The sequence below is a fragment of the Crocinitomicaceae bacterium genome, from assembly GCA_016708105.1.
Classification (GTDB): Bacteria; Bacteroidota; Bacteroidia; order Flavobacteriales_D; family Crocinitomicaceae; genus JADJGJ01.
This window is the reverse complement of record JADJGJ010000002.1, coordinates 256,205-273,322: the sequence shown is the minus strand read 5'-3', so window position 1 is coordinate 273,322 and position 17,118 is coordinate 256,205. Positions and strand designations below refer to the sequence as shown.

The window sequence follows — 17,118 nt, the reverse complement described above, 5'->3', positions numbered from 1 at the left end:
TCGAGTTATTTAATAACTACGTAATCTCTTTCTTCAATTTCTACAACCGGTGTATTCTTTAACTTAGTCTGAATATCACTTGAAGTAAATCCCATATTATCAGATAATCTTATTTCCATTACAAAGCGATCATCAGTTGTTCTTGGATACGGATTATCTGCCGGCATACCAGGCAAAGTTTTATTGCGCAGTAAATAGATAAAAGCCATACCGTGTGCTGCAAGCAATACAGTAAACTCAAATGCAACCGGAACAAAAGCAGGAAAATTTTCTAGCAGGCTAAAGTTAGGTTTACCTCCAATATTCATCGGCCAATCATCAATCATAAAAAATTTGAACCCGTAAATTGACAATAATAATCCAAACAGACCTAGGATAAAAGACACGATACCAAGTCTAGTGTGTTTCACACCAATAATTGGATCAATTCCGTGAATTGGAAACGGAGAAAACACATCTGTGATATGCACCCCATCAGCGACTAGTTTTTTTGCACCTGATTTCAGTGCATCATCGTCATCGTAACTTGCGTATATAACTCTTTCTGCCATTGTTTAATAATTTGTTATTTCTTAATGGTGTGCTGCTCCGGGCGCAGTTCCGTTTTTATAACTTTCTCCTGAAATTTTCAAGATTGTTTTCACCTCACTTATTGCAAGCACAGGGAAAAATCTGGCAAATAACAAGTAGAATGAAAAGAATAAACCTAATGTTCCAATATAGATTCCGATATCAACCCAAGTTGGGTAGAACATACTCCAAGCTGATGGTAGATAATCACGGTGAATTGAAGTAACGATAATTACGAAACGCTCAAACCACATACCAATATTTACAACAATAGAGATAAAGAATGTAAACATCAAACTTCGTCTTAGTTTTTTAATCCACATCAACTGTGGTGAGATAACGTTGCAAGTCATCATTGACCAATACGCCCACCAATATGGACCAGAAAAGCGATTGATAAATGCATATGATTCATACTCAACACCTGAATACCATGAAATGAACAATTCAGTCAAGTATGCAACACCAACTATTGAACCGGTAACCATGATTACTATATTCATGTATTCTACGTGACGCGTATGAATGTACGCTTCCAATTTCATTCCTTTGCGAAGAATTAGGAGCAGTGTTTGCACCATGGCAAAACCTGAGAATACAGCCCCACAAACGAAATATGGAGGGAAGATGGTTGTATGCCATCCAGGAATCACCGAAGTAGCAAAGTCAAATGATACAATTGAGTGCACCGAAAACACCAGAGGAGTAGCAAGACCAGCAAGAACTAGAGAAACAATTTCAAATCTATTCCAGTGCTTTGCTCTTCCAGACCATCCAAAAGACATGATTGAATAAACTTTTTTGGCAACCGGACTTTTCGCTCTATCACGGATAGTAGCAAAATCAGGAATTAGGCCGATATACCAGAAAACGAGTGAAACAGAAAGATAAGTTGAGATTGCGAATACGTCCCACAGGAGAGGTGAGTTAAAGTTAACCCAAAGCGAACCAAACTGGTTAGGAATAGGCATTACCCAATACCCTACCCAAAGACGACCCATGTGAATTAACGGAAAAATACCAGCCATGAAAACCGCAAAAATTGTCATCGCCTCTGCAGATCTGTTCACCGCCATTCTCCACCGTTGTCTAAACAATAAAAGCACAGCTGAGATCAACGTACCGGCGTGACCAATACCGACCCACCAAACGAAATTGGTAATATCCCATGCCCATTGTACCGTTTTATTAAGCCCCCAAGTACCTATACCTGTCCCGAGCAAATAAAAAATACAACCAACACCGTAAAGACCTACAAGCATTGCCACACCAAGCATGATATACCATGTCTTTGGTGCTTTTCCTTCAATTGAACGACAAACATCCTCGGTAATGTCATGATACGTTTTATGACCTAAAATGAGGGGTTCTCTTATTTCGGCTTCTTTATGCATTCCTGTTCAGTTTTAATGATCTGAAATAATTTTTAATTAATGGTGACTTGATTCTGGTGTTGCACTCTCATGTCCCTCTTCAGTGTGACCTTCTTCCGTATGTCCCTCTTCACTATGTTCTCCGTGCCCTTCTTCGTGAACTACCTGAATTCCGTCCAATACTTCATTGTGTTCATTTCTCACCTTCACCTTGTACCAAATGTTTGGTTTTGTTCCTACTTCTTCTAGAACTTGATATGCGCGATCTTCCTGCGTGCTTGTTCTAACGAAAGATTCTGTGTCATTCCAATCACCAACAATAATTGCATTGGTAGGACAAACTTCAGCACAAGCTGTAGACACATCACCATCAATCAATTTGCGATCTTCTTTTTTAGCATTAAGTTTTCCTTCTTGAATTTTTTGAACGCAGAAAGAACATTTTTCCATCACACCACGAGTACGCACAACAACATCCGGATTGAGTACCATACGACCCAAATCATCCTGAGCCGGATTTACCTCAACAAATTTTCTATAACTTGGATAATTAAACCAATTGAATCTGCGCACTTTGTATGGACAGTTATTAGCGCAATAACGTGTTCCGATACAACGGTTGTAGGACATCATGTTAAGCCCTTCATTTGAGTGTGTTGTTGCAGCAACCGGACAAACGGTTTCACAAGGCGCGTGATTACAGTGATGGCACATCATTGGCATGTGTACCACTTTAGGATTTTCAGCGGGAATTTCAAGTGCAGAGAATCCTTGCGCTTTAAATTGAGCTTTATCTCGCGTACCAATAGTTGGCTCAAGATCAGAAGCGTAATAACGATCAAGTCTTAACCAATGCATTTCACGACCACGACGAACTTCATCTTTTCCAACAACAGGAACGTTGTTTTCAGCTTGACAAGCAATCAAACATGAACCGCATCCAACGCACGAAGTCAAATCAATGGTCATTGCCCAACGGTGACCAACATGCTCTACCGGGTGCTCATCCCATAAGTTAAATTCACTGATTGGTTTATCGTCATGATTCCATCCAGAATGTAAAGTATGTGAATGATTATAGGCAGATTTTGGTTTGTTTTTGAAAATCTCGTGCGTAGTTTCTTTCACGATTGAGTTTCTTGCCATCACCGTGCTGTGAGTTTGTGTGCACGCGAGAAAATACTCTTCATTCGTTTTTGTAATGCTATCAGCGGATAATTCTGCTGCGCCATTATTTATGTAACGGAAAACATTTACTCCGATTTTTACACGACCACCGTTATTTCCAGTTTCGTGTTTACCAAATTCGTTTGTATGATATGCACCCCTTCCAATTTTTTCACCACCTTCACCACGACCATAACCTAAAGCGATACCAATTGTTTTAGGGGCCTGACCAGGTTGTGGATAAACAGCAAGTTTAATTTCTTTGTCACCTATCTTCACAGAAACGACAGAAGATTTGCTCTCTTGTCCAAGTTCCATGTTTAGTCCCATTGCTTTCATATCAGCAGGAGACATAGTGATGTAATTGTCCCAAGTAACTTTAGTCATTGGATCAGGCATCTCCTGTAACCAAGGATTTCCAGCTTGCGAACCATTACCCATTGCTGCTTTTTGATATAGCGATATTTCCCATTCACCCCCGGTAAATGAATTTGCATCTTTACCGGCCGCGGCAAGATCACCATTGAAAACAACAGATGAGGCCGGAATCACATTAATTGATCCACAGCTATTGTGTACAGCATTATTCCAATATGAGAAGAAATCAAGAAATTTTGTCTGCATTGGGAAACCAAATTGTTCCCAGTTGGTTTTAATGCGATCATGAAAATTGGTGCTATCTGGCCCAACATGTGCGGCTTGATCAGACCAAATCATCAACGATTCAATAGCTGAGCGAGTATTACCTAATGGTCTAATAGTAGGTTGCGCAATGGAATAATGACTCATTTTTGGATTAAAGTCATACCATGATTCCAGAGCGTGATGATCAGGACAAATATATTGGCAAGCAGATCCTGTCTCATCAGCGTAGGAAGACATTGACACAGTTAAATCAACATTAGCCAGTGTTGCTTTAAACTCTTCTCCACTTGGATGTGTATATACAGGGTTAGTATCCCACATAATGAGTGCACCAACCTGTTTTGCATTCATATCTTTTACCAATTGATTCATTTTTGAATCTTCAGAAGCAAAAAGATTAATTGGGTCATTCAAGTTAATAGTCAAAGAATAATTTCCAAGTGCACTATTAATTGAATTGGTTATTACTTGCAGACCTTTGCGATTAGAACCACAAACCACCAACGATGTTCCTTTGTTAGCTTTAAGTGACTCTGCAGCCGCTTTTACTTTCGCTTGAACATCCTCACTGAGTGTGCTAAAATCAACACCTGGTACCGCACTGCCCACAACTTCTTTATGCAGCATGGCCAGCACTTTAGCATATTCAGATGGCTTAACCATACCCCTGAAGTCAGCATTAGAACCAGTAATTGACATGTTTGATTCAAACTGGTAATGAACCGACATAGACTCTTTGTTTGGATTTCTGTTCAACCCATATTGACCCACAAATTGTGTAGGCAACAACCACGAATTCAAGAAGTCAGCGCCAACAGAAACTATTGCCTGAGCTTTTGAGAAATCGTAATCAGGAATCACCTTTTTACCAAATGATTCAAGATTTGCTTCACGAATAGCGCTGTACGATACAGCATCATATTGAATATGTATAACAGAACTGTCGGTGGCAGCAGACCCAACTAGGCTAGTAGAATCAACCGGTTGCTCTTCACCTTCAACCGGCACTGCAGTTACCGGCGCTTGCATTTGAACACTTGGAGTACCGCCAAATTTAGTAATGAACTGAGAGATAACATCCTGAGCACTTGGGCTAATCACAGTTCCGGATAATAATACTATTTTCTTGCCTTTAGATGCAGCAGATTGAAGACTCTTAATAACGTCAGAATCAACAGTGTTCCACTCTGCGTCAGCACCGGCCGACATTGGACCTTTTAGCCTTTCACCATCATACAAGGATAAAACTGATGCTGCAATTTGCGGATTAATTGCCCCTTTAGTGAAGCCATGCTCACGATTTCCTTTTATAAAAATAGGTCTTCCTTCACGCGTTTTAACGAGAATACTTGCGTAAGAATTTCCATCATAAAAAGAAGAAGCATACCAATTAGCAACCCCAGGATTTACATCTTCAGGTTTCACAACGTAAGGTACAGCATTCACAACCGGAGACTCACAAGCTGCAACTGTTGCAGCGGCAACGCTGAATCCTAAAAATTTAAGGAAATCACGACGACCGGTAGAAGATTCTTTCAGTTTATCATCAGCTAAAAACTGATCAACAGATAATTCTTGAGGGAATTCTCTTTCAGTGCGCTCCACAAACTCAGGAGTAGCATTCAGTTCATCAAGACCTTTCCAATATTTTTTATTATTTCCCATATCTATAATAAGGCTCTTAAATCAAGATTAATAGTGACATTTAGCACACTCTAAGCCGCCAAGTTCAGCAACTGTTACAACATCGTCTTCAAGATAAGACTGGTAAGTTTTTTTATCCAACAAAAGTCTTTGATGAATAATTCCGTAATAAGAATCAGGATTTTTATTTGCCGCACCGGCAATATCCACATTGCTTTGTCTGTGACACTCTACACACCAACCCATTGTTAAAGTAGGTCTAGTGAATTTAACCGTGTTTTCTTGAAGTCCATCACCATTAGTTCCAACGGCATTCAAATCAGTTGAAGACATAACACGACCTACCGTTTCATTTTTCATATTTCCATGACAAGCTTGGCAATCCAGTCCACCAACCACAACGTGTTGCGAGTGATTAAAATAAACGTGATCAGGCAAATTATGTACTTTTACCCATTTGATTGGTTTTTCAACGCCAGAATAGGACATTGTCTTAGGATCAAATCCGGCAGCATCGTAGATTTTTTGGATCTCTGCTGTACCGGTTGTCGTACCTTCACTCACAGCACGGTGACAGTTCATACAAACGTTTACAGAAGGAATTCCAGCATGTTTAGATTTAGTTACAGAGCTGTGACAATACTTACAATCAATACCCAAATCACCTGCGTGCAATTTATGTGAATACGCAATTGGTTGTTCAGGTTTGTAGTTTTCGAATACGCCAATTTGGAGCAAGTCAATCATACCTGCCACTAAAAGCATAATCATTACAATGAACCCAACTACGCCAACAAAACCACGATTATTCCATGCCCAATTGCGCCATGATCTTCCGATAGTTTCTTTCGGAAGTGGATCTAAACCGTCCTGACGACGTTGAACGTTCACGAGAGTTGAACGTGCAGAGCCAACCGCAAAAATCACCACCAGTAGTAAAACAGCCATTGCCCACCATATCCAAGTAGATGACTCTTCTTCTTCACCGCCGGCAACCGGCGCAGCTGCATCAGATTTTTTAGCAACGGGACCAGTGTAAGATTCAATATATTCAAATACTGCATCGATTTGCTCATTTGTCAAGTTTTGTGGAGTCATGGTAGACTTATTCCACTTATTGAAGAGCTCATTTGCATAAGCATCGCCTGATGCTATTACATCACCAGAGTTACGTACCCACGAATAGAAATTATCCTCAGAAGAATTATCTATCCAACGTTGGCGAGAACCTTTCAAGGCAGGCCCTGTCATGTCCTTATCGGGCTTGTGGCAGGATGCACAATTTTGTTGGAATAATTTTTCTCCGTCCTGAGCATTGGCATGGGTATTGCTCAATGTTCCAAAGAGCAGCATTGAAGCTGCCAGAAACGAACTGAATGACTTGCGGATGAATGAATTAGCTATTTTCATTTGCAAAATTTTAGACTTTTTGCTGTATGTACACGTTGATTAATCACGGACAAAATTATAAGATTGTCGATTTAACATATCTTATGAGTACACTTTTTAGCTCTGATTTACATAATTTAAAATCATTCTAAATAACGGATTATCACAAAGAGTTAGATAATAATAACTTGAACCTTGCTTTGAATAGAATGACACGCGGGTAATATCACCTTAAAAAATACGTGATCAGAAAAACAACTACCTTTGACCTTGAAAAATGTTTATAGATTTTCACCTAATACTAAACAAATAAAACAACCATGAAAAAAGGGATCACTTGTTTTCTTTTTCTTTGTCTAACTCATATCAGTTTTTCACAGGACACAAGCCTAGGATTTAACAGCCCTCAGGATAGCATTCCTGTGGTTGCAAATAAACTGAGTTTTAATTCCAAACCTGGCACAGTTACGATCCATAAAGATGACCGAATTACTAAAATTGAAGCATTTGTAAGAAGCGGGGAAGAAAGCATTGAAGGAGTTAAGATAGATGGTTATCGGGTGCTGATATTTTTTGACATGTCTAAAACAGTTGCAGAGCAGCAGAAGGCTTATTTTCTAACCATGTATCCTGACTATAAAGCTTACGTAGACTATCTTGCTCCAAATTATAGGGTTAGAGTTGGCAATTTTAGAACAGAGCTTGAGGCAGAAAAATTAAAACAAGAACTACTTCCACTTTTTCCAACAGCACTTGTGGTTGCTGATAAAATTCAGTTACCTAATCTGAATACGGAAACCGGCGCAGGAAATAATTGAGTTACTTATTCAAAAATATCCGAGCAACTATTCAATCAATTAGGCAGTAAACTTACAATTTAGATTTTACCTCAACCATTTGGTATGATTCTATGATGTCGCCTACTGCAAGATCATTGAATTTCTCGAGACTCAAGCCACACTCATAACCGTGCTTCACTTCTTTTACATCGTCCTTGAAGCGTTTTAGAGAATCAAGTTTTCCGGTGTGAATTACAATTCCATCACGAATGAGTCTGATTTCGTTATTGCGGATAATTTTACCCTCTGTGACAAAACATCCCGCGATGGTACCCACTTTGGAGATATTGAATGTTTCACGAATTTCAGCTGTACCCACAATTTCTTCTTTAAACTCAGGAGCAAGCATGCCTTCCATGGCCGTTTTTACCTCATCAATAGCCTGATAGATGACAGAATAAAGTCTTACATCGATTTCTTCTTTTTCTGCAAGTTTACGTGCCGACGCCGAAGGTCTGACTTGGAAACCAACGATAATTGCATTAGAAGCAGAGGCAAGCGTAACATCCGTTTCAGAAATTGCACCTACCCCTTTATGAATAATATTAATTTGAATTTTTGGAGTAGACAATTTCAACAATGCATCAGACAATGCCTCAATAGAACCGTCCACGTCACCTTTTACAATGATGTTGAGTTCTTGGAAGTCACCAATAGCGATTCGTCTTCCAATTTCATCCAAAGTAATGTGTTTTTGAGTACGCAATCCTTGTTCACGGTGCAGTTGTTCACGTTTAGTTGCAATTTGTTTTGCTTCACGTTCATCACTCAAGACATTAAATTTATCCCCAGCGCTAGGCGCACCGGTAAATCCAAGAATAGAAACCGGAGTAGATGGGCCTGCCTCTTTAACCACTTGACCACGCTCATTGTGCATTGCCTTCACTTTACCGTAGTGTTGACCGGCAACAATAAAATCACCAATTCTCAAAGTACCTGCAGCCACCAATAAGGTAGTTACATAACCCCGACCTTTATCTAGCGTTGCTTCAACCACCGTACCTACTGCATTTTTTTCAGGATTTGCTTTGAGGTCAAGTAAATCAGCTTCAAGTAAAACTTTCTCAAGCAATTCGTCTACATGCAATCCTTTTTTTGCAGAAACCTCTTGAGACTGGAATTTTCCACCCCAATCCTCAACGAGAATATTCATCTGAGAAAGCTGCTGTTTAATTTTTTCAGAATCAGCTCCAGGTTTATCAATTTTGTTAATTGCAAATACCATTGGAACTCCAGCTGCCTGAGCATGTGAAATAGCCTCTTTTGTTTGCGGCATCACTTGGTCATCAGCAGCAATAATAATAATTGCAATATCTGTGACTTGAGCACCACGAGCACGCATAGCAGTAAATGCCTCGTGACCGGGAGTATCTAAAAATGTAATGTGTCTACCACTGCTTGTTACAACGCTGTATGCACCAATGTGCTGGGTAATACCACCTGCTTCACCGCTAATTACGTTTGTATTTCGGATATAATCCAATAACGAAGTTTTACCATGATCTACGTGTCCCATAACAGTCACAATAGGCGGACGCGGCTTCAATTCTTCGGGCTTGTCAACATCTTCTTTAATTGCCTCTTGAACCTCAGCGCTGATAAACTGCGTTTCAAATCCGTACTCAGCTGCGACAATTTGGATGGTTTCAGCATCAAGGCGCTGGTTGATAGAAGCAAAAATTCCAAGTGACATACAGGCACTGATTACTTCATTTACTGAAACATCCATCATGGAAGCTAACTCAGAAACGGTTACAAATTCAGTTAATTTAAGTATGCCTTTTTCTTGTTCTTCACGTTCAAGTTCTGCTTCTCTTTTTTGTGCAAAAAGTTCTCTCTTTTCACGGCGGATTTTTGAACCTTTACTTTTGGTTCCTCCACCTTGCAGGCGCGCAAGAGTTTCTTTAATTTCTTTTTGGATTTCTTCGTCAGTTACCTGAGGTTTTTCTTGTTTTGGTTTTCCTTTCTGACCTGGTTTTTTAGAACCTGCTTCTGCTGCCTGTTTCTCAATATTTACCTTTTTGATTCGCTTGCGTTTTTTGCGGTCAGCATAATCATGGTCCGAAGCTTTTTCTTTTGCAACAGGTAATACAATTTTACCAATCACCACAGGTCCGGTTAGTTTTTCAGTTTTAGCCTTTATAGTTTCAATTGGTTCAGGCGTATTTACTTTAACCGGTTCAACAGGCTTAACTTCTACTTTTGGTTCAACTTTTTCCTCAACCACTTTCTTTGGTTCAGGTTCAGGTTCAGGTTCTTTTTTCTTTTTTGTTGGACGCGTTTTCTGATTCAATGCATCCAAATCAATTTTGCCAACAACAGCCACTTTTGGTTTTTCAACCGGTTCTTCTTCAATAACTTTTTCTTCTAATTTGACCGGTTCTTCAACTACCTCAACTGGCTCTTTCTTTTCAACAACGGTTCGAGCTTTTCGTGGTTTTGGTTGCTCCTCTTCCTCTTCTTCTTCCTCCTCTTTTTTATCTTTTTTTATGTCACGCAGTGAAAGTGATTCTCTTTTTTCTTTGGAAAGCACGACACTTTCAGAAGCTTGTTTGGCAGCTTTTTTATCATCCGCAAATTCTTGTTCAAGTATCTGCAGAATATCCTCCTCTACCTTTGTGTTTGGGTTTGAATCAAGCTTCACGCCTTTTGTACCCAAAAAATCAATGATGGTAGTAATACTGATATTGTATTCTTTGGCAACCTTATTTAACCTTTTTGCTGACATTCTTTAATTTTCTTTCTTATTCAATATTTAATCTGAGCTTGATATTATTCTTCAAATTCTGCTTTTAAAATTCCAAGTACATCATCAATTGTTTCTTCTTCAAGATCAGTTCTTTTAAGTAATTCTTCTTTATTTAATTCAAGAACTGATTTAGCTGTGTCAAGACCTATTGATTTTAATTCATCAATAATCCAACCTTCAATTTCATCAACAAATTCATCTAAGTCAACATCTTCAATATCTTCAGCACCTTCACGATAAACATCAATTTCATAGCCAGATAATTTACCGGCCAATTTAATGTTGTGTCCGCCTTTACCAATTGCCAGAGAAACCTGATCAGGTTTAAGATATACTTCAGCTCTTCCGGTTTCTTCATTCAATTCAATGGAGGTGATTTTTGCCGGAGAAAGAGCGCGCTGAATAAACAACTTATCATTGTTTGTGTAATTGATTACGTCAATATTTTCATTTTTTAATTCACGCACAATACCATGAATGCGGGCACCTTTCATTCCCACGCAAGCACCAACCGGATCAATGCGATCATCATAAGATTCAACTGCAACTTTAGCACGTTCACCTGGTTCACGCACAATTTTTTTAATTGTAATCAAACCATCAAATACCTCTGGTACCTCCAGTTCAAAAAGTCTTTCAAGGAACTCAGGTGCGGTGCGAGAAAGTACAATAACTGGTGTATTATTTCTTAAATCTACCCGAGCAACAACGGCACGTACAGATTCACCTTTTTTGAAATAATCAGATGGAATTTGTTCAGACTTAGGCAAAATAAGTTCATTTCCTTCATCATCTAAAACAAGAATTTCACGTTTCCAAACCTGATAAACTTCACCCGTAACAATTTCACCAATGCGTTCACGATATTTTTTGTAGATATGATCTTTTTCAAGTTCAAGGATACGAGAGATCAGATTTTGACGCAGAGACAATACATTACGGCGTCCGAAATCACCAATTTTAATTTCTTCAGCCACCTCTTCACCTACTTCAAAATCAGGTTCAATTTTTACAGCCTCAGAAAGCGCAATTTCAAGATTTTCATCTTCAACTTCACCATCAGGCACAATTTCACGATTGATCCAGATTTCAAGGTCACCTTTATCAGGGTTAATGATTACGTCAATATGTTCATCATTACCATATTTTTTTTTGAGCATGGACCTAAATACATCCTGCAAGATGTTCATCATGGTTTCACGGTCAATATTCTTGAATTCTTTAAATTCTGAGAACGATTCAATTAACTCCAGCGCATTCATAATCTATTACACATTTTAAAAAGAGAGAATAAGTTTTGTTTCTTTTATTTCATCATAACGGAGCGGAATCACATTCACCACCCATTCTTTTTTTCTTCGTCCTTCAACCGTTTTTTTCTCTTTGGTTTCAATCACAAAACCATTTTGATCAGCTGATTTTATTTCACCCTCAACACTGCCTTTTTCAGGTAATTTAATCTTTACTTTTTGGCCAATATTTTTAATGTATTGTTTGTACATTCTCAATGGCTGGTCAAGTCCGGCAGAGGAAACTTCTAATTCAAAATCTTCTGCATCACGGTCAAGGTTGTGTTCTATGTTTCTGCTCACTGCAACGCAATCATCAATAGAAACATATCCGTTTTCTTTATCAATTTCAACCTGAATGATATTACCGGGATTAATTTTCAGGTTTACCAGATACAGTGTCTGGTCATGCTCTGCAATCCGCTCTTCAATCAGCTGGATAATTTTTTCCCTTGAAATCATTGCTTATAAAAAGAGGGGACTTTCGTCCCCTCATTCCTTGTTTTTAATAAATCAACGGTGCAAATATACTCATTTTAGGTGCTTTGCTCCAATTTTTTCTGATTATTTTTTTGTAATGGGTTTATAGAGCACAGGTTTAGATGGTGACGCATCATTGACCAGACTAGTGATTTGGAGATTTAAGAGATACCAGCCATCTATAACAGAATTTGGGATAAAAGCCAGTTCAGTAATTGTATTCTTGCTGAATTTTTGAGCCGGATAATTCCAAAAAATATGATGAGCCACTAGTTTTCCCTCATCTTCTTCACGATCAACAGAAGGAAGATCAGTAATGAAATGCCTAATGCCAAGCTCCACAACAAGGCTCATCGCGTCAGCAGTAAAATAAGTTGGATTAGAATTTGAATAATCTTTCTGACATTTATTCTCATCGTTGGGCAAAGTGCGCACAATTAGCGCCGATAGCGTATCAGAAACTTGAGGCAACAAATTATTATAGGCCGTTTCAATCATCTGACGGGTTATAACTTGATCAAACTCATCTTTACCAATCGAAACTAAATCAGGTTTTACAGAAATTAGCAAAGCGTTAAAATGAAATTCTTTCAAACCATCATTCAGAGAAACAAATTCTTTTGAAATATGACCAACACATTCAGTATGCGTTCCATTCCCATGCGGATTAAAAGCAACATTTCTAAAGTTTACGCTACCCCCCTCATTTACATCTCCAATAAAGCCATTTGCTTTTACCGCTTCAATTTTCACCTCATCACAATACCATGCTCGTACAGTATTTTCACCGCTTTTTAAAGGAATAGAAATATCAATACCTTGAGATGTATCAATGTAATGTTTTGAACTTATATCCAATTGCATGTTCAAATTTACTTCAATCTTTGTTGAGAGCGACTGATTACCTGCAACAAAAAAATTAAAAAACCTTACATTCGTTATTAGGTTATGCCAAAGTACAAATTAGATTTTGAGAATGAGCCGGATTTTGAACTCATTGGTATTTGTTCTCCGGTAGCTGATTACCGGCTTTGCTGGATATTGAATAATTTTCTAGGTATTAATCTGGAAAAAAAGCAAGATTTTTCCACCATAAATAAAAAAGAAAAAGAAAGCAGTCATTCCTTTTATCAATTCACTCATGAAGATGGCACAGAATTTTATCTGATCAAAAATTTATCTTCAGCCTTTACACACCTTGTCCCTGAGATGAACCAAATTGATTATTTCATTTTAATTAAAAATAATGTCCAGTTAGATTCAGCCGAATTAAGCGATAAGTTAAAACAAGTTGATCAGTTTTCTGTTGTTATTGATATTGATCCATTTGAACTGAAGTCAAAAGAAAATTTTATGTTTTAGTAAAACACCAATGTCTGACATCTACATTGGAATGCCTAACATTGTCAAAGAAATGTAAACAGCTCTGATAATTAAACTGAATATCAGTAAAAGAAAATAAAACAGCATGAAAAAAACAAAAATAGTTGCCACCATGGGGCCTGCATCAACAGAATCAAAAGAAATTTTGAAAGAAATGATCATCCATGGAACCAATGTTTGTCGTCTAAATTTTTCACATGGTCAGCATGAGAATCATCTCAACACGATAAATATGGTGCGTGACATTAACTCAGAATTAGATGTTGACGTAGCGCTATTGGCAGATTTGCAAGGACCAAAAATCAGAATTGGCGATGTTGAAAATAATGCGGTTGAACTGGTTGAAGGGGCACAACTAACCATTAGTACTGAGCCATGCACTGGCACCAAGGATAGAGTATATCTCACATATAAAGAATTTCCAAAAGATGTTGCCGTTGGTGATAGAGTATTGATGGATGATGGCAAACTTCAATTGGAAGTAACAGCAACAAACGGTAAAGATGAAGTAACAACCCGCGTAATTAACGGAGGAGTATTAAGCTCAAAAAAAGGGGTGAATTTACCAAACACAAAAATTTCATTGCCTTGTCTCACCGTGAAAGATTTGCGCGATTTAGATTTCGCCCTTGATCACAATGTAGATTGGATAGGATTATCTTTTGTACGTTCAGCAAAAGATATTGAAGATTTACGCAAACTAATAACTAAAAAACAAAAGCACACAAAAATTATTGCCAAAATAGAAAAACCTGAAGCCGTTGAAGATATAGATGCTATCATACAAACCACAGATGCCATCATGATTGCGCGCGGTGACATGGGTGTTGAACTACCTGCAGAAAAAGTACCTGGCATTCAAAAAATGATCATTCGAAAAGCAAGACGATATGGCAAACCAACCATTGTTGCCACACAAATGATGGAAAGCATGATTCATAATTTTTCACCCACACGAGCTGAAGTAAATGATGTTGCCAACGCCGTGCTTGATGGCGCAGATGCTGTTATGTTATCAGGTGAAACATCAGTTGGAAAATATCCGGTAGAAGTAATTAAAACTATGACTCGCATCGTTAAAGAAATTGAAGCGCACGATGAAATATACCACAAAGAAGAATTGCCTGAACGCAGCGAAGATCGTTTTATATCTGACTCTATTTGCTTCAATGCAACACGCCTTGCTCAGCGCGTAGAAGCAAGTGCTATTATTACCATGACATTCTCGGGTTACACTGCTTATAAAATTTCATCACAACGGCCCAAATCAGACATCTATGTTTTTACAGAAAACCGCAGAATACTTACGCAGCTGAATTTAGTTTGGGGAGTCAAAGGATATTTCTATGATAAAATTGGAAGCACAGATCAAACCATTTTAGATTGTCAACTTTTTCTAAAAGCAAAAGACTTGGTAAAAACCGGTGATTATGTGATTAATGTTGCTTCTGTTCCCGTTGAGGAAAAAGGGAAATCAAACATGGTTAAGTTGAGTCAGATTTAAATTCGGATTCCAATTAAACAGACATCGTCAATTTGTTCAGAATTTTCCTTCCAGTTTTCGAAGGTTTGATTTAGCACAATTTTTTGCTGATCCATACTCTCAGCTTCCAAAGAGAGTAGACAATCTTTCAACTGAGCAGACTTAAATTTTTTACCTGAAGGCCCACCAAACTGGTCCTGAAATCCATCTGTCATAATGTAAAGCTTATCACCTTTGAAGAGCTCAATGTAGTGTGTTTGAAACGAAGATTTTTTTGAATACAAACCGATTGGTTGTTTATCGGGTTTATATTCTATTAGCCTTTTATCACGTACAATCCATAATGGGTTATTAGCCCCTGACCACATCATGGTCAAATTTGAAAAATCAACGGCACAAATAGAAATATCCATTCCGTCCTTCATTTCATCACCACTCTTTGCCAACCGGTCTATTACAATCTCTCTGGTTTTATCCAAAAGCTGACCAGTTGTTTTTGCATTTTCTTCAAGCAAAGCTTTTGATAAGGCATGACTGCACACCACACTCACCATAGCGCCAGGCACACCGTGACCAGTGCAATCCGCAGCGGCAAAGTACACGTTGGTGTCACTTTTCTCCATCCAGAAAAAATCTCCTGCAACCACGTCTTTTGGTTTATATAATACAAATCCATCTCTCAAAGCGAGCTGCATTGCATTCATTGAAGGCAGAATAGCATTTTGAATTCTTCTGGCATAATGGATACTGTCAAGTATTTCTTTATTCTTTTCTTCTACCACAAATTTTTGTTCTTCTATGATCTGTTTTTGCCTTTGGGTGATTCTGAAACGCTTTACCAGAAAATAAGTGAAAATCACGACGATTAACAATCCAACACTCACTGCAGTAATAATAACATTCTGACGTTTTTTTTCTGCAAGTGAAAGTGACTGCTGTTTTTCCATTTCCTTTCTGTGTTCTGTGTCGCGAATAGCTTGTTGCTTTTCAAAGGCATACCCCGCTTCTGCTTTAGCATTTGCCCTAATATTATCCATACTCTCAATGCTGTCAATCATACTAACTTCAAGATTACGCATCTCAAGCGCATGTTTCCAGTCACCATTTTTTACAGCAACCTCGTAAAGGAGATTTGCGTTTCGTTTCATTAGATCAGGATCATGCAATTTTTTAGCAAGCTGTAATCCGTATTCTCCTCTAATTTTTGCTGATTCAATTCTGCCTAACTTCAAATCAAGTTCACCCCAGCCAGAACAAACAAGACTGATTCCATATTCCTCTCTTATAGATTCGAATCCGTCTAAGCTTTTTTCAAAATGAACTTCACTGGCCGCTAAACTGTCTAATTGCAAATAAACAAACCCCATATTATAGTGGCCGTTAGCCTGACCTCTGACATTATTAAACTTTGTATACAATTCAAGCCCAGCCTGAAAATAATTCAAGGCAAAAACTAAACTATCTTTCAACTGCCAAACTACACCAATGTTGTTCAAGCTGTATGCAATCATAGCTGAATCACCAACAGTTTTGCTTTGCTCAAGTGATTTGTTGTGATACTCAAGTGCCTTATCATAATCAAATTGCTGTTGATAGAGTACACCAAGATTATTGTAAGAGAATGTCAAGCTTTGCTGATCTTCAATTAATTCGAATATCTTAAGACTCTCTAAGTAATACTGGATTGCCATTGGATAATTTCCCTGACTACGCTGAAAAAATCCTTCGTTATTCAAAGCAGAGCCTAAACTTTTTTGCATGAATTTTTTTTCTTCTTTACTAGCAGAATAGGATACGGTATTTAAAATACGATCCATCACGTAGCGATTGTATAATGGCCACACGTTATCATTCCAAATGTTGTCAACGATAGAAAACAGAGCGAGTATTTTGGTTGTATCAGACGTTGATTCATGATAAATTGTTAGACAACTATCTATATAGTGGAGCTCTTCATTAGAAATTAAATTCAGGTTGAGAGTATCAATGAGATAAAAATCACTAGGTGCATATTCGTTTTCTTGCGCCAATGAATTACCCGTTCTTATTGCAGCAATGAGAATAAAAAAAAAGAAAAGGTATCTTTTTATCATCAACAAGATTTTTT

Annotated in this window: 12 protein-coding genes; 3 read left to right on the top strand and 9 right to left on the bottom strand. The window is 38.1% G+C overall.

The features are described 5' to 3' along the window. Positions 1-5: 5 nt before the first annotated feature. Genes IPH66_12525 through IPH66_12510 form a run of 4 tightly spaced genes read right to left on the bottom strand, consistent with a single transcriptional unit; the run spans position 6 to position 6,809 of the window. On the bottom strand, positions 6-551 hold the full coding sequence (locus IPH66_12525; protein ID MBK7130173.1) for a DUF3341 domain-containing protein: 546 nt from the start codon (positions 549-551) through the stop codon (positions 6-8). A 21-nt stretch (positions 552-572) separates the two neighbouring features. Then, positions 573-1,964, bottom strand: coding sequence for a polysulfide reductase NrfD (nrfD, locus tag IPH66_12520; GenBank protein ID MBK7130172.1), 1,392 nt, complete (start codon positions 1,962-1,964; stop codon positions 573-575). 36 nt (positions 1,965-2,000) lie between these two features. Continuing rightward, a complete protein-coding gene (locus tag IPH66_12515) occupies positions 2,001-5,420 on the bottom strand; it encodes a TAT-variant-translocated molybdopterin oxidoreductase (GenBank protein MBK7130171.1) in 3,420 nt (1,139 codons plus the stop codon). Between the two features lie 27 nt (positions 5,421-5,447). Further along, the gene (locus IPH66_12510) at positions 5,448-6,809 is read right to left on the bottom strand and encodes a c-type cytochrome (GenBank protein MBK7130170.1); all 1,362 of its coding nucleotides are present in this window, start codon (positions 6,807-6,809) and stop codon (positions 5,448-5,450) included. 299 nt (positions 6,810-7,108) lie between these two features. Here IPH66_12510 and IPH66_12505 point away from each other — a divergent pair, with 299 nt between their 5' ends. Continuing rightward, positions 7,109-7,606, top strand: coding sequence for a hypothetical protein (locus IPH66_12505; protein MBK7130169.1), 498 nt, complete (start codon positions 7,109-7,111; stop codon positions 7,604-7,606). Between the two features lie 52 nt (positions 7,607-7,658). On the opposite strand, the gene infB is transcribed toward IPH66_12505, so the two are convergent. The 4 genes from infB to IPH66_12485 form a co-directional block, all read right to left on the bottom strand. Then, positions 7,659-10,355, bottom strand: a complete 2,697-nt coding sequence (gene infB, locus IPH66_12500) for a translation initiation factor IF-2 (protein ID MBK7130168.1) — start codon at positions 10,353-10,355, stop codon at positions 7,659-7,661. A gap of 44 nt (positions 10,356-10,399) precedes the next feature. Further along, entirely contained in the window at positions 10,400-11,638 is a 1,239-nt protein-coding gene (gene nusA / locus IPH66_12495; GenBank protein MBK7130167.1) for a transcription termination/antitermination protein NusA, read from the bottom strand. Between the two features lie 15 nt (positions 11,639-11,653). After that, positions 11,654-12,127, bottom strand: coding sequence for a ribosome assembly cofactor RimP (gene rimP, locus IPH66_12490; protein ID MBK7130166.1), 474 nt, complete (start codon positions 12,125-12,127; stop codon positions 11,654-11,656). A gap of 102 nt (positions 12,128-12,229) precedes the next feature. Then, positions 12,230-13,009 carry a cyclase family protein gene (locus IPH66_12485; protein ID MBK7130165.1) on the bottom strand — a complete coding sequence of 260 codons (780 nt, stop codon included), beginning with the start codon at positions 13,007-13,009 and terminating at the stop codon, positions 12,230-12,232. An 84-nt stretch (positions 13,010-13,093) separates the two neighbouring features. Between IPH66_12485 and IPH66_12480 the strand changes: the two genes are divergently transcribed. Beyond that, positions 13,094-13,507, top strand: a complete 414-nt coding sequence (locus IPH66_12480; protein ID MBK7130164.1) for an IPExxxVDY family protein — start codon at positions 13,094-13,096, stop codon at positions 13,505-13,507. Between the two features lie 106 nt (positions 13,508-13,613). Continuing rightward, positions 13,614-15,032, top strand: a complete 1,419-nt coding sequence (gene pyk, locus IPH66_12475) for a pyruvate kinase (GenBank protein MBK7130163.1) — start codon at positions 13,614-13,616, stop codon at positions 15,030-15,032. Here pyk and IPH66_12470 read toward each other — a convergent pair. Then, a complete protein-coding gene (locus IPH66_12470) occupies positions 15,029-17,104 on the bottom strand; it encodes a tetratricopeptide repeat protein (protein ID MBK7130162.1) in 2,076 nt (691 codons plus the stop codon). The two genes, pyk and IPH66_12470, sit on opposite strands and share 4 nt — an antisense overlap. Between the last annotated feature and the right edge of the window lie 14 nt (positions 17,105-17,118).